Source organism: Segetibacter aerophilus, assembly GCF_007991655.1.
GTDB lineage: Bacteria > Bacteroidota > Bacteroidia > Chitinophagales > Chitinophagaceae > Segetibacter > Segetibacter aerophilus.
In genome coordinates this window covers 216,262-240,443 of record NZ_BJYT01000008.1, presented here as the reverse complement: position 1 = coordinate 240,443, position 24,182 = coordinate 216,262, and the positions used below count along the sequence as shown (strand labels likewise).

22 protein-coding genes are annotated in these 24,182 nt (G+C 40.7%); 12 read left to right on the top strand and 10 right to left on the bottom strand.

Going from position 1 to position 24,182, the window contains the following annotated elements; translation table 11 throughout:
- Positions 1-142: 142 nt before the first annotated feature.
- The gene (gene truB / locus SAE01_RS12525; protein WP_246113230.1) at positions 143-838 is read left to right on the top strand and encodes a tRNA pseudouridine(55) synthase TruB; all 696 of its coding nucleotides are present in this window, start codon (positions 143-145) and stop codon (positions 836-838) included.
- Here truB and SAE01_RS12520 read toward each other — a convergent pair.
- On the bottom strand, positions 815-3,181 hold the full coding sequence (locus SAE01_RS12520) for a BamA/TamA family outer membrane protein (RefSeq protein ID WP_147204105.1): 2,367 nt from the start codon (positions 3,179-3,181) through the stop codon (positions 815-817). The genes truB and SAE01_RS12520 overlap by 24 nt on opposite strands.
- A 19-nt stretch (positions 3,182-3,200) precedes the next feature.
- On the opposite strand from SAE01_RS12520, the gene SAE01_RS12515 reads away from it, so the two are divergent.
- Positions 3,201-3,938 (top strand): RNA methyltransferase, encoded by a 738-nt coding sequence (locus SAE01_RS12515; protein ID WP_147204104.1) that lies wholly within the window; start codon positions 3,201-3,203, stop codon positions 3,936-3,938.
- 71 nt (positions 3,939-4,009) lie between these two features.
- On the opposite strand, the gene SAE01_RS12510 is transcribed toward SAE01_RS12515, so the two are convergent.
- Positions 4,010-4,492 (bottom strand): hypothetical protein, encoded by a 483-nt coding sequence (locus SAE01_RS12510; RefSeq protein WP_147204103.1) that lies wholly within the window; start codon positions 4,490-4,492, stop codon positions 4,010-4,012.
- A gap of 177 nt (positions 4,493-4,669) precedes the next feature.
- Positions 4,670-5,908: an ABC transporter permease gene (locus tag SAE01_RS12505; protein WP_147204102.1), complete on the bottom strand. Its 1,239-nt coding sequence runs from the start codon at positions 5,906-5,908 to the stop codon at positions 4,670-4,672.
- 99 nt (positions 5,909-6,007) lie between these two features.
- Here SAE01_RS12505 and SAE01_RS12500 point away from each other — a divergent pair, with 99 nt between their 5' ends.
- Positions 6,008-7,291 (top strand): type IX secretion system plug protein, encoded by a 1,284-nt coding sequence (locus tag SAE01_RS12500; RefSeq protein WP_147204101.1) that lies wholly within the window; start codon positions 6,008-6,010, stop codon positions 7,289-7,291.
- A 2-nt stretch (positions 7,292-7,293) separates the two neighbouring features.
- On the top strand, positions 7,294-7,695 hold the full coding sequence (locus tag SAE01_RS12495) for a hypothetical protein (RefSeq protein ID WP_147204100.1): 402 nt from the start codon (positions 7,294-7,296) through the stop codon (positions 7,693-7,695).
- 156 nt (positions 7,696-7,851) lie between these two features.
- Here SAE01_RS12495 and SAE01_RS12490 read toward each other — a convergent pair whose 3' ends face one another.
- Positions 7,852-8,754, bottom strand: coding sequence for a DUF4382 domain-containing protein (locus tag SAE01_RS12490; RefSeq protein WP_170234153.1), 903 nt, complete (start codon positions 8,752-8,754; stop codon positions 7,852-7,854).
- 312 nt (positions 8,755-9,066) lie between these two features.
- On the opposite strand from SAE01_RS12490, the gene SAE01_RS12485 reads away from it, so the two are divergent.
- From SAE01_RS12485 to SAE01_RS12450, 8 genes are all read left to right on the top strand, one after another.
- Complete coding sequence (locus SAE01_RS12485; protein ID WP_147204098.1) at positions 9,067-9,663, top strand: OmpH/Skp family outer membrane protein; 597 nt, start codon at positions 9,067-9,069, stop codon at positions 9,661-9,663.
- Between the two features lie 75 nt (positions 9,664-9,738).
- Positions 9,739-11,202: an APC family permease gene (locus SAE01_RS12480; RefSeq protein WP_147204097.1), complete on the top strand. Its 1,464-nt coding sequence runs from the start codon at positions 9,739-9,741 to the stop codon at positions 11,200-11,202.
- Between the two features lie 7 nt (positions 11,203-11,209).
- On the top strand, positions 11,210-12,202 hold the full coding sequence (locus SAE01_RS12475) for a bifunctional heptose 7-phosphate kinase/heptose 1-phosphate adenyltransferase (protein ID WP_147204096.1): 993 nt from the start codon (positions 11,210-11,212) through the stop codon (positions 12,200-12,202).
- A 245-nt stretch (positions 12,203-12,447) separates the two neighbouring features.
- Entirely contained in the window at positions 12,448-13,392 is a 945-nt protein-coding gene (locus tag SAE01_RS12470) for an isoaspartyl peptidase/L-asparaginase family protein (protein ID WP_147204095.1), read from the top strand.
- A gap of 840 nt (positions 13,393-14,232) precedes the next feature.
- A complete protein-coding gene (locus SAE01_RS12465) occupies positions 14,233-15,198 on the top strand; it encodes a phosphatase PAP2 family protein (protein ID WP_147204094.1) in 966 nt (321 codons plus the stop codon).
- Positions 15,199-15,266: 68 nt separating this feature from the next.
- A complete protein-coding gene (locus SAE01_RS12460) occupies positions 15,267-15,959 on the top strand; it encodes a phosphatase PAP2 family protein (protein WP_147204093.1) in 693 nt (230 codons plus the stop codon).
- A 122-nt stretch (positions 15,960-16,081) separates the two neighbouring features.
- Positions 16,082-17,107, top strand: a complete 1,026-nt coding sequence (locus SAE01_RS12455; protein WP_147204092.1) for a sugar kinase — start codon at positions 16,082-16,084, stop codon at positions 17,105-17,107.
- A 182-nt stretch (positions 17,108-17,289) separates the two neighbouring features.
- On the top strand, positions 17,290-17,736 hold the full coding sequence (locus SAE01_RS12450; RefSeq protein ID WP_147204091.1) for a NanQ anomerase/TabA/YiaL family protein: 447 nt from the start codon (positions 17,290-17,292) through the stop codon (positions 17,734-17,736).
- Positions 17,737-17,809: 73 nt separating this feature from the next.
- Here SAE01_RS12450 and SAE01_RS12445 read toward each other — a convergent pair whose 3' ends face one another.
- From SAE01_RS12445 to metG, 6 genes are all read right to left on the bottom strand, one after another.
- Positions 17,810-18,016: a type II toxin-antitoxin system HicA family toxin gene (locus tag SAE01_RS12445; protein WP_147204090.1), complete on the bottom strand. Its 207-nt coding sequence runs from the start codon at positions 18,014-18,016 to the stop codon at positions 17,810-17,812.
- Positions 18,013-18,216 (bottom strand): type II toxin-antitoxin system HicB family antitoxin, encoded by a 204-nt coding sequence (locus SAE01_RS12440; RefSeq protein WP_147204089.1) that lies wholly within the window; start codon positions 18,214-18,216, stop codon positions 18,013-18,015. Before SAE01_RS12440 ends, SAE01_RS12445 begins: the two co-directional genes overlap by 4 nt.
- 32 nt (positions 18,217-18,248) lie before the next feature.
- Positions 18,249-19,262: a sugar kinase gene (locus SAE01_RS12435; protein WP_147204088.1), complete on the bottom strand. Its 1,014-nt coding sequence runs from the start codon at positions 19,260-19,262 to the stop codon at positions 18,249-18,251.
- Between the two features lie 242 nt (positions 19,263-19,504).
- Positions 19,505-20,326, bottom strand: coding sequence for an SDR family oxidoreductase (locus SAE01_RS12430; RefSeq protein ID WP_147204087.1), 822 nt, complete (start codon positions 20,324-20,326; stop codon positions 19,505-19,507).
- 50 nt (positions 20,327-20,376) lie between these two features.
- Complete coding sequence (locus SAE01_RS12425; RefSeq protein ID WP_147204086.1) at positions 20,377-21,837, bottom strand: DUF6056 family protein; 1,461 nt, start codon at positions 21,835-21,837, stop codon at positions 20,377-20,379.
- A gap of 72 nt (positions 21,838-21,909) precedes the next feature.
- Positions 21,910-24,150 carry a methionine--tRNA ligase gene (metG, locus tag SAE01_RS12420; protein ID WP_147204085.1) on the bottom strand — a complete coding sequence of 747 codons (2,241 nt, stop codon included), beginning with the start codon at positions 24,148-24,150 and terminating at the stop codon, positions 21,910-21,912.
- Positions 24,151-24,182 lie beyond the last annotated feature (32 nt).

The window sequence follows — 24,182 nt, the reverse complement described above, 5'->3', positions numbered from 1 at the left end:
GTGGCGGGACCAAAATTTATTTTAATAGCTAAAAAAGATTTTCCCGTCCATTTAACCCAGCAACAAATCTTCTAATTACGACTGTAGTTGCTGTACCAATTAAGCAAGATTTACATTTGCCAAAAAAGCATTGCAAAAAGATTTGAATAAGTATGAGGCCGGGCAGGTTATACTAATTGATAAACCTCTTGATTGGACCTCATTTGACGTGGTTAGAAAAATAAGGTCGCTCATTAAGATTAAGAAAGTAGGACATGCAGGCACGCTTGATCCCCTTGCTACGGGATTGCTGATTGTCTGTACTGGCAAGTTTACCAAGAAGATAAACGAGTACATGGGGATGGAAAAGGAGTATACTGGTTCGTTTACACTGGGCGCAATAACTCCAACTTATGATCTTGAAAGTGAGCCGATAGAGACAAAAGATATCAGTGAGATTACAGAAGAAAAACTGCGTGCTGCAACGGCTTTTTTTACAGGCGACATCCTCCAGGTGCCTCCCATACACTCGGCTATAAAGCAAGCCGGAAAACCTGTTTACCTGATGGCAAGAAAGGGCATCGATGTGGTGTTAGAGCCAAGGCCGGTTACTATTAAGAGTTTCACGATAGAAAAAGTAGACCTGCCTGTCGTGTATTTTAAAGTAGTATGTACAACGGGTACTTATATAAGAAGTCTCGCAAACGATTACGGCCAGCAGTTGGGATGCGGCGCTTACTTAAGCAGCCTAAGGCGAACAAGAATTGGTGATTACCTGGCAGCAGATGCGCAAACAATGGAAGGATTTGTGAGGAAGGAAAAGACGGGGACTTTTTTAGAAGGGCAGCCCGATACCTAATTGAAAAGCAAAGTTGTTTCTCTTGAGCTCTCTGCCGTTAATGTACTTTACATACTCGCGGTTTCTCCATTCAAAATCGCTGATACTCATCCAGCCATTGTTGCTGCGCCGGGCTGGATCTTTCACTTTGTAAGCGAAGTCGAAGCGAACAAGAAAATAGTTGAAGTCGAAGCGTAAACCTGTTCCCGCCGCTATGGCTATGTCGCGCCCCAGGCGATCGAGGGTGAGCTTACTTTCAGGGTTTTCAACAATGTTTTTCAGATTCCAGATATTGCCGACGTCAGCAAAAAGGGCGCTATTAATTTTTACACCTCCGATAGTAGTAATCGGGAAGCGGTACTCAAAGTCGGCTTCAAGCTGAATGTCGCCGAAGCGATCGCGAAAGCCTGTAGAAGTATCGCTGGCAAGCGATGATCCCAGGCCTAACTGTCGGAGCCCCCATGCTCTCATGCTATTAGGACCGCCAGCGGCGAACTGTTTAAAGAAAGGAAGCGACTGACCAATGACAGGATCATTACTATAGTTGTATCCGATACCACCAAACAGCCGATAAGCAAAAGAGGTTTTTCGCCATTGCTTCACCTGGCTGAACTCACTTTCAAATTTCAGGTATTGGTAGATTTTGTTTCTTAAACCTACAAACCTTCCCATCAGGCCGCCAGCTTCCTCTGCAGAAATTCTTAAGTTATTTGTCACGTTTGGATGGCGCGGATTGGTAAAGGTGATACTGTAGGTAATATTCTGGCTGATCACATAACCCGTATTGAAAGCGGTTCGCAGGAAAGGATTTTTCTCAAATGCTGCCAATAGACCCGACAAAGTATCGAGGCTATACAATTCGATATTTAACGGACGGTACAACCAAACATGGTTATTCTTTCTCCACTCATAACCCCACGATGCTACGGCAGACCTCAACCGAAAAAAGTTTCTTCTATCAGTGTAAGAGGCATTGAGATTGATGACCGTTTTATAATCATCAAGACTTTTTACGCCTGTTATTTTAAAGGGAGTTATAAAACGAGGAATACTGAAAGTTTGCGATACACTTGCCTGGATCGTTTGTAAAACTGCGGTGTCAGTAAATCCTAACTCAACTCCTGCCCGCACGTTTGTGCTGGATTGAACTGCTCGCTTCCAAAGGTTGCGATTGCGAAGTGTAAGTACATTGGTAATACCAAGCAGGTTGCTGGAATAGATACTTCCGCTGTTGCGGCTGACCTCAAAATCATAACCGAAAGAATATTTAGAAGCAGGGGTAAGAAAGAAATGAAAGTCAAGAATACTTGCTGAGTCCGTTCGCGGAATTGCTCTTACATCCACCTGGCTCCATGGGCCCAGCTGCGAAAAAGCATTGATCGTTTTATAATAACTTTCCTCGTTGTAGATAGTGCCTTCCTTCAAGTAAGTGTGTTCACGCAACGGCCTCATAATAACCATTTGAGTTTCCTGCTTTAAAGTAAATTCCCTTTGATTTGTTACAAGTGGAAAATCTTTATTTAGAACCGAATCAAGCGGTTGATTAATTAGGGTTTGCGGATAGTAAAAGATCTTACCTGTATAATATTTTCTAAAGGCATTTGAGTCAGCAGATACATCAGGTTTGATGGTGATATTGATGGTAGGATTTTGTTTTCTCTTCTCTATCGACTCAGAAATCTTTCTTGCCTGCTCAAATGGATCGAGGGTTACTTCTAACAAAGAAATGTCGGTAGTGTCAACTTCGGCATAAAGATTTTCCCTGGTAAATCTGTAGAAACCATTTTTTCTGAAAAGGGCTACGAGCCGATCAAGCTCACCAGATACGACGGCCTGTGTGAACGGCTTGTTTTTAATCAGCCTGCTTTCTTCTTTATTTTCTAAAGCCAGTTTTCGCAACTCAGGCAGAAAGGAAGTGTCGTAAGCTACGGAATCTATTTTGAGACTCTTATTTACACTAATGTCCATTTCCACCGTTGTACGATACTGATCTTCTACTGTATCAACGATCGGTGTCTGTGGGGTAATCAAAGAGTTGTAATATCCCTGTGCAGTAAGAAAGGAGTTCATAAACACAACACTTCTATTGATGTCGGCGCTATCAAAAACGTTGGGATTTTTGATAACGGTACGAACTCCAAATTGCAGAATGCTATTAACTTTCAAACTATCATCCCAGTAATTATACAATTCAGTCTGTAAGCGGTTCTTCTCATCTTTCGAAATTTCGCCTGTTACATTAATCTTATTTTTGAAAACAAAAGGTGTGTTTGCAGGATAGTTTTTTACAACGGTACAAGAGGCCAACAGCATTATAACGAGAACAGGAATTAGAAATTTGTAGGCTGCGCCGTAATGAAACATATTATATTATACAGATGTTATGCTGACAAAAAATGAACTCAAATATATTCAATCTTTATACCACAAAAAACAAAGGGATCAGGACGGATTGTTTATAGCTGAAGGGCCAAAGCTCGCTGAAGAATTGATTAACAGTGAGTTTGAAATCAAACACGTCTATGCGGTACGAGAATGGGTGCAGAGAAACCCTACTGTAAAAGCACTGGTGACAGAAATCTCTGAAATAGAACTTAGTCGTGTTAGTAATCTTCAGACACCGAATGAAGTTGTAATCGTTGCAAAGCAAACTCAGACTATTGGTGAGCCGATACTAAAAGAAAATCTAACTATCGTGCTTGATGGAATACAAGACCCCGGTAATATGGGAACAATTATAAGAATTGCCGATTGGTTTGGTATAAGCCAAATTGTTTGCAGCAATGATTGCGTTGAGATCTATAATCCTAAAGTCGTGCAATCTACCATGGGAAGTATTTTGCGGGTAAGATGTTGGTACAAGGATTTTGAAGCGTGGGAGTTCCGAAACGAGGTGCCTTTTTTTGGAGCCCTACTGAACGGTGAAAACATTTACGGGACCAAAAAAGCTACTGAAGGAGTTGTTGTGATTGGAAACGAATCAAAAGGTATTCGTGAACCAATGCTTTCTAACATTACCCACCCGGTTACTATTCCCCGCACCGGTGCAGCTGAGTCTTTGAACGCCGCTGTAGCTACCGGAATAATCGTTGGTTGCCTGGTAAACCTGCAAGGACAATAAGGGATATTTATAGTAAATGAAAGCAACTAGAAAAGTGATGGAAAGTCTCTAAGTTGCTTTCATTTTTTCGCCTAAGGTTTTTTAGAACTTCCGCTTTTGCTTGATCCGCTTCCTGACGTGCCGGCACCTTTACCTGCAGTTCCGCTATTGCCTGTTCCGCTTCCTGTTGTGCCAGTGACAGTACCGCTACCATTTCCGCTGGGTACAGATCCGCTTCCGGTTGTTGATGCACCTGTACCTGTAGTACTTCCGCCCGAAGCATTACCCGTTGAGCTAGACCCGGAGGTAGATCCTGAGGAACCCCCGGCTTCGCTACCCAAAGGCGTCCCGCTTCCTGTTGTGCCGGTAACTGTTCCGTCACCAATACCAGTTCCGCTTCCTGTTGCAGTTTGTCCCGTAGTGCTGTCGCCACTCATCCCCGTTTCTGAACCGGTACCCATTGTTCCTTCGGTGGATGTAGTGGTACTGTCGCTTGCAGTCGTATTACTTTCCGAACCATTCCCGCATGATCCAAGGGCTATACAAAGCAAGCCTGCAAAAAATACTTTTTTCATATGTACGTTTTTAACTGATTATTTCAAATATGAGAATACAGGTACTATATGCTAATTTCCTTCCAGAGGTTCCAAGAGGAGAAAATGGAAAAAGTGAGGAAAACGATCTATCATATGTGTAAATGATACTTCATAAACACCTACTAGTTTCAACCTATTTCAAAGAAGAATCGCTATTTACCTAAACTGTATTGCTTTCACCGGCTGCACGCTGCGTACCAGTAGTGTGGGAAGTATCAATGAAAGGAAACAAACGAAAACCGTTCCGGCACAAACAGCACCAACCTGCCACCAAATTATTTTTACCGGTGCCACAGAGACATAATATGCGGATTCGTTTAAAGTAATTAAGCCGGTATATTGCTGCAGTAAGCAAAGACCTACGCCAAACAATAACCCGGCTCCAGCGCCCAGCAAGGTGATGTAGGTGGCTTGTATTAAAAATATTTTCTGTATGGTAATGTCGGTGCTGCCAACCGCTTTTAAAATACCGACCATTCTTGTTCTTTCCAGTACAAGAATCAATAAACACGTAATCAGATTAATGATGGCAACCACTGCCATTACAATAAAGATTACGTCCCGGTTTACATCCTGTATTCCTAGCCAATCAAATATGTTCGGGTAGACTTCTCGCACTGTTTTACTTGTCCAGTTAATAGGAATGAAACTATTTTCAAGGATACTGTTGTTAACGGTATCCATCGTTTTGTAGTTGTGCAAAAAAATTTCATAACCGCCTATTTGATTCACCTCCCAATTGTTTAATCGCTGGATGAGTCGAATATCGCCAATGGCAAAAAGGTTGTCATATTCTTCGATACCTGTCTTGTAAATACCGCTAACCCGCATTCTTCTGAAGTTGCTTTTTCCACCGGTCGCATCTATAAAATGTATCTTAATGCTGTCGTTAAGCTTGATCTCCATTTGGTCTGCAATAGGTCTCGACACTACGATATCATGACTGTACAAACTATCTTCAAAATCCGGCCACTTGCCCTCGCGCAAAAAGTTTTTAAGGTTCTCAAAATCATAATTCTTTTCTACGCCTTTAAACAATATTCCCTCAATATTTGCCTGGCGTTGCAGTACTGCACTTTTTGTTGCAAAAGCTTGTATGGTTTGAATTTGCGGATTTTTTTTTAAAGAACTTATGACAGTATCATTCTTTGCCAAAGGAGTTTCTTCTGCCACCAGGGCTTTGTTAGGCTCATACTGTTGTAATCGAATGTGACCCCAAAAACTGAACACCTTCTGGCTCACCGTTTCCTGGAAACCGTTCACAAAAGCAAGGGTGATAATCATAGCCGCAACACTTACTGCAGTAGCAGTTACAGCGAGCCGAATAATGAAGCGGGAAAAAGAATACTGAGCATTAAAAGCAAGGCGGCGAGCTATGAAAACAGCGACATTCAATCGGCATGATTTTAGATAATTGCCAAAGCTACATTGATGACACCATTGCAACAAAATCATTTGGATTGTTGTAGGTTAGAGTCTTCAATTATACTTTACATGTTGCGAGTACTAACCTTCTTAATTGTTTTAAACTTACATTTTTCTTCATTCGCCCAGCTTCCCGACGTTACTGTTATGCCTAATATTCAGGGCATAAAACTTTACTTGCAGGGCAACCAATTAGGCTATCCAATCATCGGTCTGAATAGTAACGAGTTGCTTGAACTACACTTTGATGATATGGAGGGAAGGGTGAAGAACTACTATTATACCTTTCAACTTTGCAATGCCGATTGGACGCCCGTTGACCTCAGCACTTTCGACTATTTGAAAGGCTTTAGCCAAATTCGCCTAAATCAATATAGGCTCTCGTCTATATCACAAAGTAAATATGTGCACTACCAGGCGGTTCTTCCTGATCGTAATTGTGTCCCGTCAAAGAGTGGTAACTACCTGTTAAAAGTTTTCTTAGATGGAGACACCAGTAAACTTGCCTTTACCCGCAGGGTCTTAGTATACGAGAAGTTGGCTGATGTAGGAACCAAAGTTGTTCAGCCTTTCAATTCTCAGATTTTTAGAACACATCAAAAAATCGAGTTCCAGGTAAATAAAGGGCAATTGAACATAGTAAACCCGGTACAACAAATTAAAGCTGTTGTGTTGCAAAACTTTCGTTGGGACAATGCAAAAATGAATATACCGCCTACTTTTATCCGTAATAATATGATGGAGTTTAGCACAGAAAACGACCTTATTTTTCCTGCAGGTAAAGAGTTTCGCTGGGCTGACTTAAGGAGTTTTCATTATCAAAGTGAGCGGGTTGCAAAAGCAGATTTTCTTCCTGGTGATATCAACGTCTATTTGCAGGTCGATCCTGAAAGAACGCAGATGCGTTATTTGAAATTTACAGACTACAATGGTTTGTATTTTGTTGAGTCTACAGAGGTATCTAATCCTTGGTGGCAGACCGATTACGCAAACGTCCATTTCACTTTTATGCCCCAGGGGAACGTTCCCTATCCTAACAAAAAGGTTTTTGTCGTGGGTGAAATGAACAAGTACAATATGAACGATACCAGCGCAATGACGTACAACGTGACCAAGGGTGTATACGAAAAAACGTTGTACTTAAAACAAGGTTATTATTCATACACGTATGTAACCAAAGATGCCGGTAACCGTAATAGTATAGCTTCTGTTGAGCAAACGGATGGCAATTATTGGGAGACTGAAAATGACTATACCGTATTAATATATTATCGCTCTCTTTCCGGCCGCCATGACGAGTTGATTGGTGTATCATCTATTAACTCACTTCAAAGCCGACGGATAGGATTTTAATTATGAAAAAACTCGCGTTTCTACTGGTGCTTACTATTGCTTCTTTTGCCGCTAAATCGCAAAAGGTAGAAACGATATATTTCAATTTGTATGTAGACAGTTTGAAAAAAGGAGTTTATAATTATATCAATGTAGACGGAAAACTTTCGTCAGGTTCATTTCTCCCTTTAATGGCTGATGAAGTATTATTCTCAAGTTCTTCGGGTAAGTGGGAAGGCAATAATCTCATCATTGATACTTCAAGTAAGGTTGACTCTGTTGTGATAACCGCTGCTTTAAAGGCGCGACCTGAAGTCAAAAAGACCGTTACTATTTGGGTAAAAAAGGTGGAAATTATCCCTGTTCTTAAAACTGAAAAAGAGTTGCTTGATGAGTGGACCAAAAAAGGAAAGAAAAAGAATTAGTAGGTTTTGCTTTCTATCCTAAGGTTTAGTTTTCTTCTTTTAACTCTACCCTTAGCCCTAGCGATTAATTTTTTGATGCAAGATATTTTTCAGAATTGCTAGAAAAACAAATAGGCCGTTCTTTCGACCAGCCTACTTTGCATCTTTTTAAGGCAATTATCTCCTTAGCGTTACAGTAGGAATAATTGTCTCTTTGCCCTTTACTACCTTAATATCATTAATAGTAGTATCTACTAGTCTACTTGCTGACACGCCTACAAATTTCGCTTTGTAAGTACCTTCATTCAATCCCCGGATTTTAAATTCACCTGATCTTTCTGGTATTGCCGCTCCACTGTCTTTAGCGTTGTATATTTTTACAAACGTATGCAGGTCTGCTGCAACCAACTTTCCCTGCACCTTTCCAAATTGCTTTTCGCAAAAAGGTTTTATCACCGGCCTGAGATAAAATTTGCTACCATCTTTTATGATAGAACTTGAGATGTCAAAGTCAACCCAAAAGCCAATATGTTTCGCGGCAAGCATTTCGTGATGCCTGTTAAGCGTTCTGATATAAACGTAGTTATTGATCCCGGGATGTAACAGCACAGGGTATGCAGTACCGGCCAGCACGACAGAATTCTCCCTACCAAGGGTAAGTCTTATTTTTCTAACCCGGCCTTTTACCCTGCCCTTAGCGAACAAAGTATCTACCCCATTTCTCAGTTTTAAAATGTCATACACACCTGGTCTGATTGACAATGTATCCCACTTGCCAAACTGATCCTTCGATTTATTATCATTGTCACCATCCTTGTCGTTATCATCAAAGTGGTCATCATCATCGTCGTCTTTGTCTCCTTCATGCTCTTTGTTTTCGTATCCCTCCTGCACTTTCACTTCTACGTACCGAATGTCAACGAAAACGTTGTCAAAGGGACCTGCATCATCTGTTAAGTAGATTGATACCTCGTCGCTGACTTCAGCAGTGTCTGCTGATTTACTGCAAGCCGTCAGTGCAACGCTGGCCGTTATTGCCAAAACACCTAACCCTGCAATTAATTTTTCAAATGGTTTCATATAATTAGATTTAGTTGCCCAGGTTTTACAGGGACGGGATACATAACGCTTTAATTCAAACATTTATTTCGCTGCCTTTTCTTGCCGCTTCATTGCGGCGTTTGAAGGTTTGAAGCTTTTTAGAGAGTAATTGGCTCAGTAGTAAAACGAGGCACAAGTGAGTGACACAACAATGTTTGGAAATGAGTTGACGGCTGGTTTCAAAAAATCATTTTAATGCCTCAAAACAAATCGCCAAATAGCTTGGCGGGCAATGCTTTTTAACACTTTTGTTGTCCGCTTTCCTTTTACTTTGCCGCTTTAAATTTTGTTATGAATAGAAATTTTCTCCTTGCTTTTAATGTTGTTTTACTCGTTTTAGTAGGTGTGTTGTTTTACCTCCATTTTTCTTCCTCTTCTAAGAAACAAGCACCTGAAGCAACTAAAGTAATGGCTAACGCTCCAACAGGTCCTTTCAAGATTGCATACTTCGAAATGGATTCAATCGAGAATAATTACGAGTACCTGAAAGAAGTTAAGAATGAGCTGAAGGCAAAAGAAAACCAGCTCACCGGCCAGTTGACTTCTCTGAAGAACCGGTATATGCAAAAAGTAAATAAGTACCAACAGGAAGCCCAAACGATGACACAGGAAAGGCAGGGCGCCATGCAACAGGAATTGATGCAGGAGCAAAAGATGATACAAAATAAAGAGCAGGCGATGGGCGGCGATCTACAGGAAGAGTCGTTTAAAAAAATGCAAGTGGTCAACAAGACTATCGAAGATTTTTTAAAGGATTTTAATAAAGACAAGGGATACTCTTACATACTTGCTCACCAACCCGGAACTATTTATTACAAAGACAGCAGTTACGATATTACAAGCGACATGTTGAGAGGACTAAACGCCACTTACAAAAAGAAAGATTAAGGGTCGCAAGCAAACAATATTCATTTTCATATCTTCATCCCGTCTAGCTCATAGCCAGACGGGATAATTTTTTATATGGATAATACTACTGCTTCGTTTAAACCAACGCTAGGCTTATTAGATGCAACCATGCTGGTTGCCGGCAGCATGATCGGCTCGGGTATTTTTATAGTTAGTGCCGATATTACCCGAAATGTAGGCAGTGCCGGCTGGCTTATTTTCGTATGGATCATCACTGGCTTTATGACGTTGACGGCTGCATTAAGTTATGGCGAACTAAGCGCTATGTTTCCTAAAGCAGGTGGCCAGTATGTTTATCTGAAAGAAGCTTATAACCCGCTCGTCGGCTTCTTGTATGGCTGGAGTTTTTTTGCAGTCATCCAAACCGGAACCATCGCGGCAGTAGGTGTAGCCTTTTCAAAGTTCGCTGCTTACCTGCTTCCCGTGTTGAGCGACAAAAACGTTCTGTGGCATATCCAATCAGGTGTAAACGCTTGTGGCGATCCTAAATATTTTTCTATCAGTGCAGCGCAATTGGTATCTATCTCAATTATAGTACTGCTGACTTATATTAATACAAAAGGCGTAAAAAGTGGTAAAATCATTCAAACCTTGTTTACATCTGCCAAGCTGCTTTCTCTATTTGGCTTGATCATCTTCGGTTTCCTGCTGGCTGCGAAAAGCGAGATCTGGAATGCCAATTGGGCGAATGCATGGCAGGCTACAAAAGATCAACTGGTAAATGCCTGTAATCCTGACCAGGGTTTTAGTGTAACTGCAATAAGTGGCGCGGCATTGATGGGTGGAATTGCTGCCGCTATGGTCGGATCCATTTTCAGCAGCGATGCCTGGAACAATGTAACGTTTATAGCAGGTGAAGTAAAAAACCCCAAACGAAACATAGGACTAAGCCTCTTTCTTGGAACGCTTATCGTTACGGTCATCTATGTTACGGTAAACCTAATGTACATTTCTGTACTACCGTTAAATGAAATTGCGCATGCAGAAAATGATCGTGTAGCAGTAACTGCCTCCAATGTCATTTTCGGAAATGCCGGTACTATCATAATAGCCATCATGATTATGATCTCAACATTCGGTTGTAACAATGGATTGATACTTTCCGGAGCACGAGTGTACTACACGATGGCAAAGGATGGACTGTTTTTTAAGCGTACAGGCGTCTTAAATAAAAACGCTGTTCCTGAGCCTGCTCTATGGTTGCAATGCCTTGTTGCTGCTATACTTTGTCTAAGTGGTAAGTACGGAGATCTGCTCGATATGATCTCGTTCGTGGTGGTACTGTTTTACATTCTTACCATTGCAGGTATTTTTATTTTACGCAAAAAAAGACCCGAAGCTGAAAGGCCTTATAAAGCCTTTGGGTATCCCGTTTTGCCTGCGATTTATATACTCATGGCCGCCGCTTTTTGTATCGCTTTGATCATTTACAAACCTGAGTATACCTGGCCCGGGTTCATCATCGTATTAATAGGTATTCCCATTTATTTCTTTTCTTTGCGCTCTGCAAAAAACTGATGTAAGTATGCCCGATCTTGAACAGTTGTTCTCCGCGTTTTCTTTGATGAAGGTGGCTATTGTGGGTGATGTAATGCTGGATACTTACTGGTGGGGAAATGTTGAACGGATATCGCCGGAAGCTCCAGTGCCGGTAGTGGTTTTAGATCAGAAAGAATTAAGAATGGGAGGTGCAGGAAATGTTGCACTCAATACTGCTTCGTTAGGCGCAGCCACCATTATTTTTTCAGTTATTGGCAACGATGATGACGGACGATCGCTGGTAAACCTTTTGGAAAAAAATAAGATTGACTGCAGCCACATAGTCATCAGCAATGATCGCATTACTACCAACAAAACAAGGGTCATTAGTCGAAACCAACATATGCTTCGCCTCGATGCTGAGATGACTAGAGATATTAATAGAGATGAAGAGGCGGTGTTAATACAAAAATTTACAGATTTCGTGGAGGCTGAAAAACCTTCCGTTGTCATCTTTGAAGACTATAACAAAGGTGTTCTAACTGCCACCGGGATAGAGCAGATGATGTTTGTTTGTTCAAAAAACAGTATTGTTACGACTGTAGATCCTAAGCGTAAAAATTTCTTCTCTTTTAAAAATGCCACCATTTTTAAGCCTAACCTTAAAGAGGTCAAAGATGGCTTGAATGTTTTATTGGACGACGTGAATGAAGCCTTTTTAAATGATATTCATCAACAGCTAAAAAACATTCTGCAGCATTCGATTTCCCTGATCACTTTGTCGGAAAAGGGCGTTTTTTATAAGGATGACCAGACTTCTAAAATTATTCCTACTCACGTAAGAAGTATTGCAGATGTAAGTGGAGCTGGAGATACGGTCATTGCTGTCGCTTCATTGGTTTATGCCGCTACAAAAGACATATCCTTCGCAGCTTCGATGGCTAATATAGCAGGCGGCCTTGTTTGCGAAGAAGTGGGAACGGTTGCAATTAACAGGGAGAAATTATTCAACGAGTGTTGCGATCTTCTTTCTAACTGAATCCCAATAATAACCATGGCTTCTTTTAATACAAGCAAGCTTTTCATAGCGTCATTCTTGCGTCGCAATCCGTTCATCTTTGTATCGCTATTAAGCTGGTCTTTTCGTCGACTTCAGTAAGGATTATTTTACATCCTTCATTCACTAAATCATCGCTATTTTTCAAACCTTCTTTAAATCCTGTTGTTAAAAGTTGCCGCGGTTATTTACCTAATTTCGCTGCTTTAAATTTTCGTTTACAACTTATGCAAAAGCTTACACTTGTTATACATGGCGGCGCTGGTACGATCAATAAAGAAGAAATGTCTGACGAACTTGAGCAGGCCTATCTTAAAGGTTTGCAAGAGGCGCTTAACGGAGGCTTTGCTGTGTTGCAGGAAGGCGGATCGGCGGTAAATGCTGTGAAAGCAGCGACGGTTATATTAGAAGACAACCTTCTTTTCAATGCAGGCAGAGGCTCGGTTTTTACCAAAAAGGGTTTGCAGGAAATGGACGCCGCCATTATGGATGGTAAAAATTTGGAAGCAGGGGCTGTTGCAGGCGTTAGAAATGTAAGAAACCCTATAGAGCTTGCAACGGAAGTTTTAATAAATAGCAACCATGTTTTCTTAAGCGGCAAAGGAGCAAATGACTTTGCTATAAAACAAGGTGTAAAGCTAGAACCGGATGAATACTTTTTCTCGCAGTTCCGATACGATCAATGGAAGGCTGTTCGCGACTCAGACAATTATACTTTAGATCATACGCTGCACGACTTGAATGAACTGAAAGAAAAGAAGTTTGGTACCGTTGGCGCGGTGGCCTGTGACCAGAACGGCAACATCGCTGCCGCCACAAGCACGGGAGGAATGACCAACAAAAAGTACGGACGAATTGGAGATAGTCCTCTCATTGGCAGTGGAACCTATGCAAATAATAACACCTGCGCCATAAGCTGCACAGGTCATGGTGAAGTCTTTATCCGCGCAGTGGCTGCATATGATGTGAGCGCCTTAATGGAATACAAAGGACTAACTGTAGAAGAAGCCTGCAACGAAGTCGTACTAAATAAACTAGTGAAGATGGAAGGTGAGGGTGGTTTGATATCAGTAGATAAGCAAGGAAATTTTGTAATGGTTTTTAATAGTGCAGGTATGTACCGCGGCGTTAAAAGCAGCGATGGAACCAACGAAGTCGCTATTTATAAATAACATAGAACCTTCCCAAATAAAGACTAACTGTCCCATTACAAACACCGTTACTTGCGCAAAAAGATTCTAAATGAATTCTTGCAATAGCTACGATTTTTAAACAAAGGTTAAAGACCCCTTCTACCCTTCCTTTTAACATTTTTAGAACCGTTATTCAGAAAGCTTATAAGTAATTTTACTAGTGAGTTTCGGGTGCTTCAGGGTGGATTATGTGAGAAGGATTACAAGAGGTAGAAGCCCGTTGATGAGCTGCTTTTCATCATACTTCTAAGTCCTTAAATCAGGACTGCTTTCTTAATCCTTCCCTCCTAATTTACCCTTCAAATATTTGAGATTCAAAGGCCTATAATTTGGCATGTTTTTTAGATATATTTTATTTATAACGGTTAAAATTTAAGCAATATGGAAACTATCACACTAATAGTCATTTTGCTAATTGCGTCATCTCTTTTTACGCTGGCTTACATAAGTATCAACAACTACTACTCAGTAAAAAAATTAGATAAGGGTCGTGATTAGGAAGATATAAAAAAAGTCAAAACCACCCAAGAGGTGGTTTTTTTGTTTTATGATGTTTCTATGTTTTGACCCTATTTCCCTATCGTATTGCTCGCATTGACATTTACAACAACCATCGTTTCGATTTTTAAAATCTGAGTAATCAAAGTCAAGCAATCTGTGAGGTTGAAACTAGCGATATTAGTTGAAGTGAGTGACACAACAATGCTGAAGTGAGCTTAGCAGCTGGTATCAAAAAAATTGTTCTTTTAAGATGTTTAGTACATTTAGCGGAAAAAGAAAAGTAGCGATGCAAAAGAAATTAATTACAACCGAGCGTAGATGAATGTACCAGTCAAGCTTTTAGCTATTATAATTCTTTTTCCCATCCTCTCCCTAGCACAGCAAAAGGATACGCTTTATAAACAGCCGGACAGCTTACGCATAAACGAGGGCGCTTTACTAAACTTGGTAAATACCCCCAATAATGTTGCAAACTACCAGGACTACAAACTCGATCTTAAAACCTACTTTTTTTTACTTCAGGACAATTTAAAAAAACAATTGAGCAGCCCTTTTCACACCGATAAAAAAGACTGGCTACGGGTTGGTGGCTTTGCTCTTGTAACAGGCGCAGTTGCGCTTACTAACCGGTCGGTTACCAACTATGCAGCCAGGGTGCGTGATGATAGTAAAACCGTAACAGACATAAGTAGGTATGTAACCAATTTTGGAGGTGCTTACGAGGTGTATACGATCGCAGGCTTATATGCTTATGGACTTATTTTTAAAACGCAAAAAGAAAAAACAACTACTGCACTTGCTACGCAGGCATATATAACAGCAGGACTTCTGTCTACTATAGGCAAGTATTTATCGGGGGAGCAAAGGCCCTATTATACCGATCCTAATTCTAATAATATCGGGCCGATTTTTCGCGGACCATTCTATCCTTTCAAAAAGAGTGTAGATCGACAAGCATATTCGTCCTTTCCGTCAGGACATACTACGGCTGCCTTTGCAGCAGCAACCGTATTTGCTGTAGAATATAAAGATAAACCGCTGGTACCAATTATATCATATTCTGCGGCCACTTTAATTGGTCTCAGTAGACTAACAGAAAACAAGCACTGGGCAACAGACGTTGTAGTAGGCGCTATGCTTGGTTACTTAAGTGGAAGGCAGGTTGTTCGGAACTTCCACCGCTACTCCGCGTTGAAACAAGCCGGTCGCCCTGCCACCTCTTTGTCTTTTAACCTGCAGTACAACCATAATCAATTCTTATCGGGTCTCACCTATACCTTTTAAGTTGGGGTATATTTATTGTTGTACAAAAATTTAGATATGAAAATTATTTTTACAAATATCAGAACCAGATGCAAAATGAGCCAGCAGTAACTAAAGAAGAAGTAAAAGGAATTTCAATAAGAGTACTGGTTGTTTTGTTTATAACTGCCGTCTTTCTCCTGGTGCTTTTTTTTCTTACAAATGAGGTGGTCTTACAAAATCAAACAAGCTTCGACTTTTCTGTTTTTAAATTCCTTGATCGTTACAGGTCTAACAGCGTAACACAGGTGCTTATTTTCTTTACCTTTTTTGGGTCGCTTAATTTTCTGTTGCCTGCATACATACTACTCTCTCTCTACTTTGTCTTCTTTAAGAAGAACAATTATAAGTCTTTCAATATTACCGCTATCGGTCTCTCCAGCGGCTTACTATTGTACCTGATTAAAAACATTTTCCAACGTCACAGGCCACCGCATCCGCTGATTGCAAACGTTAGCGGTTTTAGTTTTCCCAGCGGCCATTCGTTTTCATCGTTCACCTTTGTAGGCATTATCATTTATATGCTGTGGAAGTCTGAAAGAGACCTTGTTTGGAAATGCACCGGTACTGCTTTCTTATTTATTCTAGCCACGATAATAGCTTTCAGTCGCGTTTACTTGCAGGTGCATTATGCCAGCGATGTAATCGCTGGCTTCTGCCTAAGTTTTGTTTGGCTGGCCTTGTGCATTTTCATTTTAGACAAATTCAGGCCTGAGACAAAAACTGCCAGGAATCATCGATAGTGAAATCCCCTCAAGAAGCACTATACAAAATAATGAGCCTATTTATAAAATTGTAAAGTGAAGAAGTATCTTTGACCACCTTTTGCTAATAACATTCAAAACCAACAAAAAAATAAATAACGATGCCTAAAAAAGTTGTGACACTTGGAGAAATAATGCTGAGATTGTCAACTCCTGATTTTAAAAGATTTGTTCAAGCCGACTCTTTTGATGTTACCTACGGTGGTGGTGAAGCAAACGTTTCTGCTGCCATTTGTAACTACGGTGAGAACGGTGTATTTGTTTCTAAAGTTCCTGATAATCCTATTGGTCAATCAGCCATCAATCACCTCCGTCGATATGGCGTCGATACCCAATTTATAGCTCGCGGTGGAGACAGGCTAGGTATTTATTTTCTTGAGACTGGCGCATCAATGCGGGCATCGCAAGTGGTGTATGACCGTGCCGGTGCTTCAATAGCCGAAGTGGATGCAAGTGAATTTGACTGGGATAAAATTTTTGACGGCGCCGACTGGTTTCACACAACAGGTATTACCCCTGCGCTGAGCGATAAATCTGCTGCCCTTACTGAGGCTGCTTTAAAAGCTGCGAAAGCAAAAGGTATTACTACAAGTATCGACCTTAACTATCGCAAGAAATTATGGAGTAAGGAAAAAGCCCGTCAAATCATGACTAACCTTTGCCAATATGTAGATGTTTGTATCGGCAACGAAGAAGATGCTGATACAACGTTAGGGTTTAAAGCAGAAGGTACAGACATCACAAAAGGAGAACTCAACCTGGAAGGTTATAAGAGCGTTTTTCAGCAGATGAAAGAAAAGTTTGGTTTTAAATACATTGCCTCCACTTTGCGCGAAAGCCATAGTGCTTCCGACAACGGATGGAGCGCTTTGGTGTATGACGGCAACGAGTTCTACCACACAAGGCAATATGAAGTTCGTATTGTTGACCGCGTTGGCAGTGGCGACTCTTTTGCGAGTGGTTTTATTTACGGCCTTGTAACTAATATGCCTCTCAACCAGGCTGCGGAATTCGGCGTGGCAGCTTCTGCGTTAAAGCACACCATTCCCGGGGACCTTAACCATGCAACACGTAAAGAAGTAATGGATCTTGTAAAAGGAGATGCTTCCGGCCGTGTTCAACGTTAATTGAAAAGTAAAAAGTAAAAAATAAAAATCCGCTTATCTTCTGGCGGATTTTTTTGTTACCGGCCTTTATAACTTTCATGTTGCATCGTTGCGTCGCACACTTGTACTTTAAAACATTTTTTCAACGAAAATGGAAATGCTTATAACTTATCACTTAAAACCTAACACTTAAAACTCATCACATGATCATCGACACATTATCCAACTCAGACAAATACGTTAGCCTTCATCCCCGTTTTGCTAAAGCTTTTGAATTTATTAAAAGTCAAAACTTAGCAGCGATTGAACCAGGAAAATACCAGATTGACGGACCTGAACTACATGCAGGTGTAACCGACCGTCAAGGCTATTCGCGTGAAGAAGCAAAATTTGAATGCCACAATCACTGGCTTGATATTCAGGTTTGCCCGACAGGCAAAGAGCAAATAGGATGGAGCGCAAGAGAAAGAGTCTCTTCGCCCAAAGGAGAATACAACGCAGAGAAGGATGTAACTTTTTACGATGATAAGCCCGACACCTATTTTACTCTACAAGCCGGCCAGTTTGCCATTTTTTATCCGGAAGATGTACATGCTCCACAGATCGGCGAAGGCATGATAAAGAAGTTAGTAGTGAAAGTGAAGTTGTAATCTTGGCGAAGTGAAGAACATTTTATTTATAGAAAGTAAAATTGCAAATTACAGCCTTTTTACTTTCTATAATTTATAACTCATCATCTTTTATTTCCGCTAAATTCATTAGACTCTTCTGTAGTCCCTTTTTCAAATCTTCATTTTTATGAACAGGTACAGAAATAATTTGATTCTTATTTGGGTGGGAATAAATGAAATGACTCCCTTGAATTCTTTTTAGCGTCCATCCTTTTGTTTCTAATATTTTGGCAAACTGCTTTCCGGAAACTGTTTTCATACAGCTAATTCTAAAAGCCTATCATTCTTTCCAATAGATGATGGCTCGATATCCACTGATAAGCATCCTTCAACAGCCTCGTAAATGTTAGGTATTAGCTCCTCCATCGTTTCTGCCTGCGTAACGCAACCGGGAAGAGCAGGCACTTCAGCCCACAGCCCACCTTCTTCAGCCTCATGTATAATCACTTTAAGTTTCATATTATCAAATTTAAACCTAATTATGATTCAACTTACTTATTCTCTGTTTCAATCCTTGCTACGGTTAAAATATCATGGCCGGTTGCATCTCCTTCTTCCTGTAGTTTACCAAATGCTGCCGCGGCTGCATAATTTACAATATCCTGGGGAGCATGATCATTATACAAACCATAAATAAGGCCGGCCATAAAGCAATCTCCGCTCCCGGAACGGTCCACTACCCTATTTGTTGTAAACTCAGTTGACGCATATTGTTGCTGGTCTTTGTACATGGTTGTGTAGTACAACAACTCCTTTTGATCGAACCTGAAAGTGTTGGCAACTACCTTACACTTTGCAAACTTTTGAATAATTTCTTCTGATGTTGCCAAGGCGTGATCCAGGTAAGCTTGCTTGTCTTTTTTCTCATGCACGTGTTCATCAATAGCTGTACCTAACAAAGTATTTGCTGACCATATGTTTCCCATGACAACATTACAATACTCTACAAGCTGAGGCATTACTTCTATGGGTTGTTTTCCATACTTCCATAATCTTGATCGGTAGTTAAGATCAACGGAAATAGTTATGTTTTTGGCAGAGGCTGCTTCCAGTGCTTCAAGACAAACATCTGCAACATTTTCATTTAGTGCCAGGCTTATTGCAGAAAAATTGAACCATTCTACATCATGCAGTACTGTGTCCCAATCTATCATTCCACGCTTTACTTCTGAAAATGCCGAATGTTCTCTGTCGTAAATAACGCTTCCTTTTAAGTCTGCGCCACGCTCGAGGTAATAGACACCAATGCGATTGCCTGCAAGTAAAATAGAGGAAGCAAAAATGTTATTATACTCCAGGTAGTGTCGCACGTGTTTAGACATAAAGTTGTCAGGCAAAACAGTACAATACTTAACCGGAACGTTCCAACCAGCCAGGGCCGTGGCTACGTTTGCTTCTGCTCCGCCTACATACACCTGCATCGGTTGATTGCCTGATTTTCCTCCTCCCAACGCCGGCGAAATCCTCAACAGCAATTCCCCAAAACAGAGGACTTTCTTGTTCATACTTACTAGAGGTTTAAGCCTTTTAACGACAATAATGCCAGGCTAATAAAATTTGCAGTTAGAAATAAATACTGAAAAAGCAGCCAAAAGATTTAAAGACGAACGAAATGCGTCGCAACGATGTTGCCATACGTTCGACTGCCGGTACCAGAATCTTCCAACAAATTATTGCTACAATTGAAAAATCGTCCGATTTTACTTCAAAGTAGAAAGAGGCCATTATTTGATATCAGCAGAATAATTTACACGCCACCAAATATTGAGAAGCCGCCATCAACACAGATCATTGCGCCTGTTACAAATTGGGATGCATCGCTAAGTAGCCAAACCAAAGCGCCCTTCAGCTCATCAGGATGACCGAAACGTTTGAACGGCGTTTGCCTGATTACCAGCTCGCCTCTTTCAGTATATCCTCCTTCTGGTTTCGTAAGTAAGTTTCTATTTTGCTCGGTAAGAAAAAAACCGGGAGCCAAGGCGTTCATCCTGATGGTGTCGCCGTACCTTCTGGATAGCTCGACCGCGTACCATTGGTTGTAACAATCTACTGCAGCCTTACCCATGTTGTATCCCAGTACTTTAGTTATCGCCCGTTTAGAATTCATTGAAGAGATATTTACAATACTTCCCCGACCGGTTTTGACTATCTCTTCGCCAAAAATTTGAGTTGGAATCACGGTCCCCCATAAGTTAATCTCCACCGCTTTTTTCATTCCTCCAATATTCATCTTAAAGATGTCTTGCTCAGGCTGCAAAACACCTTCGGGAATATTGCCACCAGCAGCATTTACCAAACCATCAATTTTTCCAAATTCTGCGACAATTTTATCTTTTGCCTCGGACAGTTGTTGTTCATCAAGTACGTCCGCGACCACTCCAATTGCACTACCGCCTTTCGCATTAATAGCTGCAGCTCTTTCATCAGCCACTTCTTTCTTCCTGCCAAGAATAGCCACTTTTCCGCCGGCTTCTACTATTGCATCTACAAAAGCGTTCCCTAAAATCCCGGTTCCGCCGGTCACTACTACGACCTTATCTTTTAAACTAAACATGTTGCTGTCATTCATATAATATCTTTTTGGTGGTTATAAGTTGGAGGACAAAGTAAAGTTAGCAGCTACTTTTTATTGATATGCAAAATTTTAATGCCGTAAAGCTCCTTCATGTAGTTGATATCATACAAGTCGTTCTCGAAGCAAATCATAGGTGGCGGCTTCTGTATTATATCCTTTAAAACCTTTCGGTTTAACAAAGGGTAATTTTTAATCCGCTTATGAATTGCGAGGCTGTAATCATCGAACGTAACCTCAGATGAACCCATGCGTTTTGCGTCTTCAAACAAGCTTAGTCTTTCCTGCATTATTTGCTTGTACAAAAAACCTGATAACAATGTATCTGATACCTTTTTCATGTTTGAAGACGAAAAGATCAATATGCTAAAAAGCAAGTATCGATATGGATATAAAAAACCGAGTGCAGTTAATTTTGCTTTTTTTAAAATAAAGGCTGTAATGATCAATAGTAGCATGAGGCTGAATAAAAAACAGGTAATGTTTTCAGTGCGAAGGGGAAGTGAGCCGTTGGTTGCATATAAGATTGGAATGTAAATCAGAAGGCCCGTTAAGACATACGCGAGTAGCAATAAGGGAAATCGAATGCCGGCAAGATGCTTTCTTAAGCTAACGCACAATGATTCGTTGTTGGAGAGGAACGAACTAACGAATAAAAGCAAAAACCACCAGAGGGGCTCTTTTAAAAAAAACCAATTCAGCACAGTAAACTTGATTGCAGCAATTACAGTGATAGATAAAAACGGACTTGTGTCATGTAACGAACCTCTGTGAATAATACCAGGCGCGAACAGTAAAAAAGAAGAACTGATAAGGTTGATAATGTAGAGGCTGAGAAAAATTTTGGGAATGCTCTTATTAACGAAATAGTAAAAAGCTATCAAAAAAGTAGAAAGTATTAGCACAAAAAGAGTAATACTTTCATTACAGCCATTGAGGAAAATAATTAGTAGTGCAGCAAGAATAAATTGCAAATTTCGCTGATCCTTCTTAAAGAATAGTTTGAATAAAGTTCCCGCCAGGAGGATCAATAATATGAGTGGCAATTGATAAGTGATAGCACTTGAAAACCAGTAAAAAGCGGTGACAGGTTCAGGAATGATATTGATCTCGAGGATCAATAAAAGCAAGGAAGCAAGTAATAATGACGAAAAAGAAAACCGGCTGTTTAGAAGGTATCTATTCACTTGCCTCAGGAGAAAAACCCATGAAAGAACTGTAAATAATAATAGCAGGATTGTATGGACGTAATAATGGGAATAAAGAAAACCGCTATAAGAGAATGCTGTACTAACAAATGTAGAAACATAACGGCCAGTCCATGTGTGGTAGACCCAACTCTGTAAACCCCAAAAGCTAAACTGCTGCTTTTTATCAAGGATCATGTAGTCGTCGGCAGAAGGGACGTTCCAAAAACAGAACAACAGAAATGGAAGGAGAAAAATTATAACAGCAGCAAAAAGAAACTTTTTATTATTAATGAATCTTAGGACGGAAGCTGCACTCATAAAATTTTTCGCTTTAAAAAACTCATCCCTGCCAGGCATTTGACAGGGATGAATACAACATGTTTCTCCAAACTAACTAACGTTACTTCCTGCATCTATCTTTTCTTCAGGATTTATGAAGTGCAAATTTCCAGCAGCGTCTTCTGCCATTAAGATCATACCATTGCTTTCAATTCCTCTCATTTTTCTTGGTGCAAGATTTACGACAACTGTTACCTGCTTACCCACAATTTCTTCCGGTTGAAAGTGCATAGCAATCCCTGAAACAATTGTTCTTGTTTCAAAGCCCAGGTCTACCTGCAATTTTAAAAGCTTGTCTGCCTTTTGCACTTTTTCTGCACTTACTATGGTTCCAACTTTTAAATCAATTTTTGCAAAATCATCAAAAACGATTTCAGCTTTTGTGCTAGTTACCAGTTCCCCGGTTCCTGTTTCCGCTTGACCGCCGCTTGCTTCGCCTGATGTTTCACTCGCTACAGGTAACTGGGAATCGGTAACTTGTTTCTTTTCTTCTTCCACTTTTTTACTTTTTATTTTTAATTTTTCAATTTGTGCTGCGATCTCAGAGTCTTCTATTTTTCTAAATAAAATTTGCGGTTCGCGCAGGTTGTAGCCAACGCTCAACAATTTCGCTTTCCCGGCATTTTCCCAATCCAGCATCTTATCTACCACTTTCATCATGTAACACAACTTTTTAGCGGTAAAAGGTAAAAAAGGGTTAACCAGGATTGCAAGATTTGCAGTTAGCTGCAAACAAACATGCAGGCAATTGTCGATCTTGAACTGCAGGCTCTCGGCCTCCGACTGCAATGTTTTTCGCTCTTCTTCATCGCTGGCAGCTTGCAGCTTTTGGCTTGCCGCTTCTAACTGCTTTGCTACTATCCACGGCTGCTTATCCTGCATGTACCTGTTGCCTCTTCTGGCCAGATCTATTACTTCAAACAACGCTTCCCTAAACTTATAAGTCTCTATTAAGTTTTCAATAGTAGCTTTTGCATTTTCAATTACTGCAAACATGTTTCGATCTGCATCGTCTAAGATCTCTGCATGTAAAGGAGGTACTTTCCCTTTACATAATTTGTGCATTAACACAAATGTCCGGTTTACAAAGTTGCCAAAAATGTTTCCCAGCTCGCTATTACTTGCATCCTGGAAACCCTTCCATGTAAACTCGCTGTCCTTCGTTTCCGGTGAAATAGTTGTGAGGTAATAACGTAAGACGTCGGCCATGCTATCGCCGCCGTTATCTTTTTTTATCCAGTCGTTTATGTACTCGTCCATCTCAATACTCCAGCCACGGCTGGTGCTCATCTTATCGCCCTCCAGGTTCATAAACTCATTGGCAGGAACATTTTCCGGTAATACATTTCCATGCAATTTTAGCATTACAGGAAAAATAATGCTATGGAACACAATGTTATCCTTACCAATAAAGTGAACCAATTTTGTATCCTTATTGTACCAGTAAGGCTCCCATTCTTTGCCGTTATCGAGCGCCCATTGCCGGGTTGCGCTGATATAACCAATTGGTGCATCAAACCATACGTAGAGCACTTTGCCCTCCGCTTCAGTTAGCGGAACTTTCACACCCCAATCCAAATCACGCGTTACTGCCCGGGGCTGCAGGCCTGCATCCAACCAGCTCTTACACTGACCGAGCACATTTGTTTTCCAGTCATCTTTATGCTCCTGCAAAATCCATTGACGCAAAAAGTCTTCATATTTATTCAGCGGAAGATACCAATGAGTAGTTGTACGCTTTACAGGCGCGTTGCCACTTAAAGTACTACGTGGATTAATCAACAATTCAGGACTTAAAGAAGAGCCGCATTTCTCGCACTGGTCACCAAAAGCGTTAGGGTGGCCACAAACAGGACAAGTACCTACAATGTATCTGTCTGCTAAAAAAGATTTTGCTTCCTCATCGTAAAACTGTTCTGTCTCCTGCTGCTCCAGTTCGCCCCTTTCGTTCAAAGCGGTGAAAAACTCCTGCGCTGTTTCGTGGTGTATTTGCGCAGAAGTACGGTGATAAATATCGAAACTAATCCCGAGGTCATGGAAGTTTTGCTTCATTATTTCGTGATACTTATCAACTATCGCTTTAGGAGTTGTGCCCTCCTTCATTGCCTGTATCGTTATCGCAGCGCCATGTTCATCACTTCCACAGACATATACCACATCTTTTTTCCTCGCTCGTAGGTAGCGAACGTAAATATCAGCGGGTATGTAAGCGCCGGCAAGGTGTCCGATATGTTTTAATCCGTTTGCATATGGCAACGCGGATGTGACCATATATCTTTTAGGTAAATTCATTTTGTACTAAGCTTTATAACTTTCCTCGTCAC

Bases quoted from the DNA above. Each gene is read 5' to 3' on its own strand.
- SAE01_RS12520 (WP_147204105.1), bottom strand. From the start codon at position 3,181: ATGTTTCATTACGGCGCAGCCTACAAATTTCTAATTCCTGTTCTCGTT.
- SAE01_RS12515 (WP_147204104.1), top strand. From the start codon at position 3,201: ATGCTGACAAAAAATGAACTCAAATATATTCAATCTTTATACCACAAA.
- SAE01_RS12510 (WP_147204103.1), bottom strand. From the start codon at position 4,492: ATGAAAAAAGTATTTTTTGCAGGCTTGCTTTGTATAGCCCTTGGATCA.
- SAE01_RS12500 (WP_147204101.1), top strand. From the start codon at position 6,008: ATGTTGCGAGTACTAACCTTCTTAATTGTTTTAAACTTACATTTTTCT.
- SAE01_RS12495 (WP_147204100.1), top strand. From the start codon at position 7,294: ATGAAAAAACTCGCGTTTCTACTGGTGCTTACTATTGCTTCTTTTGCC.
- SAE01_RS12490 (WP_170234153.1), bottom strand. From the start codon at position 8,754: ATGAAACCATTTGAAAAATTAATTGCAGGGTTAGGTGTTTTGGCAATA.
- SAE01_RS12485 (WP_147204098.1), top strand. From the start codon at position 9,067: ATGAATAGAAATTTTCTCCTTGCTTTTAATGTTGTTTTACTCGTTTTA.
- SAE01_RS12480 (WP_147204097.1), top strand. From the start codon at position 9,739: ATGGATAATACTACTGCTTCGTTTAAACCAACGCTAGGCTTATTAGAT.
- SAE01_RS12475 (WP_147204096.1), top strand. From the start codon at position 11,210: ATGCCCGATCTTGAACAGTTGTTCTCCGCGTTTTCTTTGATGAAGGTG.
- SAE01_RS12470 (WP_147204095.1), top strand. From the start codon at position 12,448: ATGCAAAAGCTTACACTTGTTATACATGGCGGCGCTGGTACGATCAAT.
- SAE01_RS12465 (WP_147204094.1), top strand. From the start codon at position 14,233: ATGAATGTACCAGTCAAGCTTTTAGCTATTATAATTCTTTTTCCCATC.
- SAE01_RS12460 (WP_147204093.1), top strand. From the start codon at position 15,267: ATGCAAAATGAGCCAGCAGTAACTAAAGAAGAAGTAAAAGGAATTTCA.
- SAE01_RS12455 (WP_147204092.1), top strand. From the start codon at position 16,082: ATGCCTAAAAAAGTTGTGACACTTGGAGAAATAATGCTGAGATTGTCA.
- SAE01_RS12450 (WP_147204091.1), top strand. From the start codon at position 17,290: ATGATCATCGACACATTATCCAACTCAGACAAATACGTTAGCCTTCAT.
- SAE01_RS12445 (WP_147204090.1), bottom strand. From the start codon at position 18,016: ATGAAAACAGTTTCCGGAAAGCAGTTTGCCAAAATATTAGAAACAAAA.
- SAE01_RS12440 (WP_147204089.1), bottom strand. From the start codon at position 18,216: ATGAAACTTAAAGTGATTATACATGAGGCTGAAGAAGGTGGGCTGTGG.
- SAE01_RS12435 (WP_147204088.1), bottom strand. From the start codon at position 19,262: ATGAACAAGAAAGTCCTCTGTTTTGGGGAATTGCTGTTGAGGATTTCG.
- SAE01_RS12430 (WP_147204087.1), bottom strand. From the start codon at position 20,326: ATGAATGACAGCAACATGTTTAGTTTAAAAGATAAGGTCGTAGTAGTG.
- SAE01_RS12425 (WP_147204086.1), bottom strand. From the start codon at position 21,837: ATGAGTGCAGCTTCCGTCCTAAGATTCATTAATAATAAAAAGTTTCTT.
- metG (WP_147204085.1), bottom strand. From the start codon at position 24,150: ATGAATTTACCTAAAAGATATATGGTCACATCCGCGTTGCCATATGCA.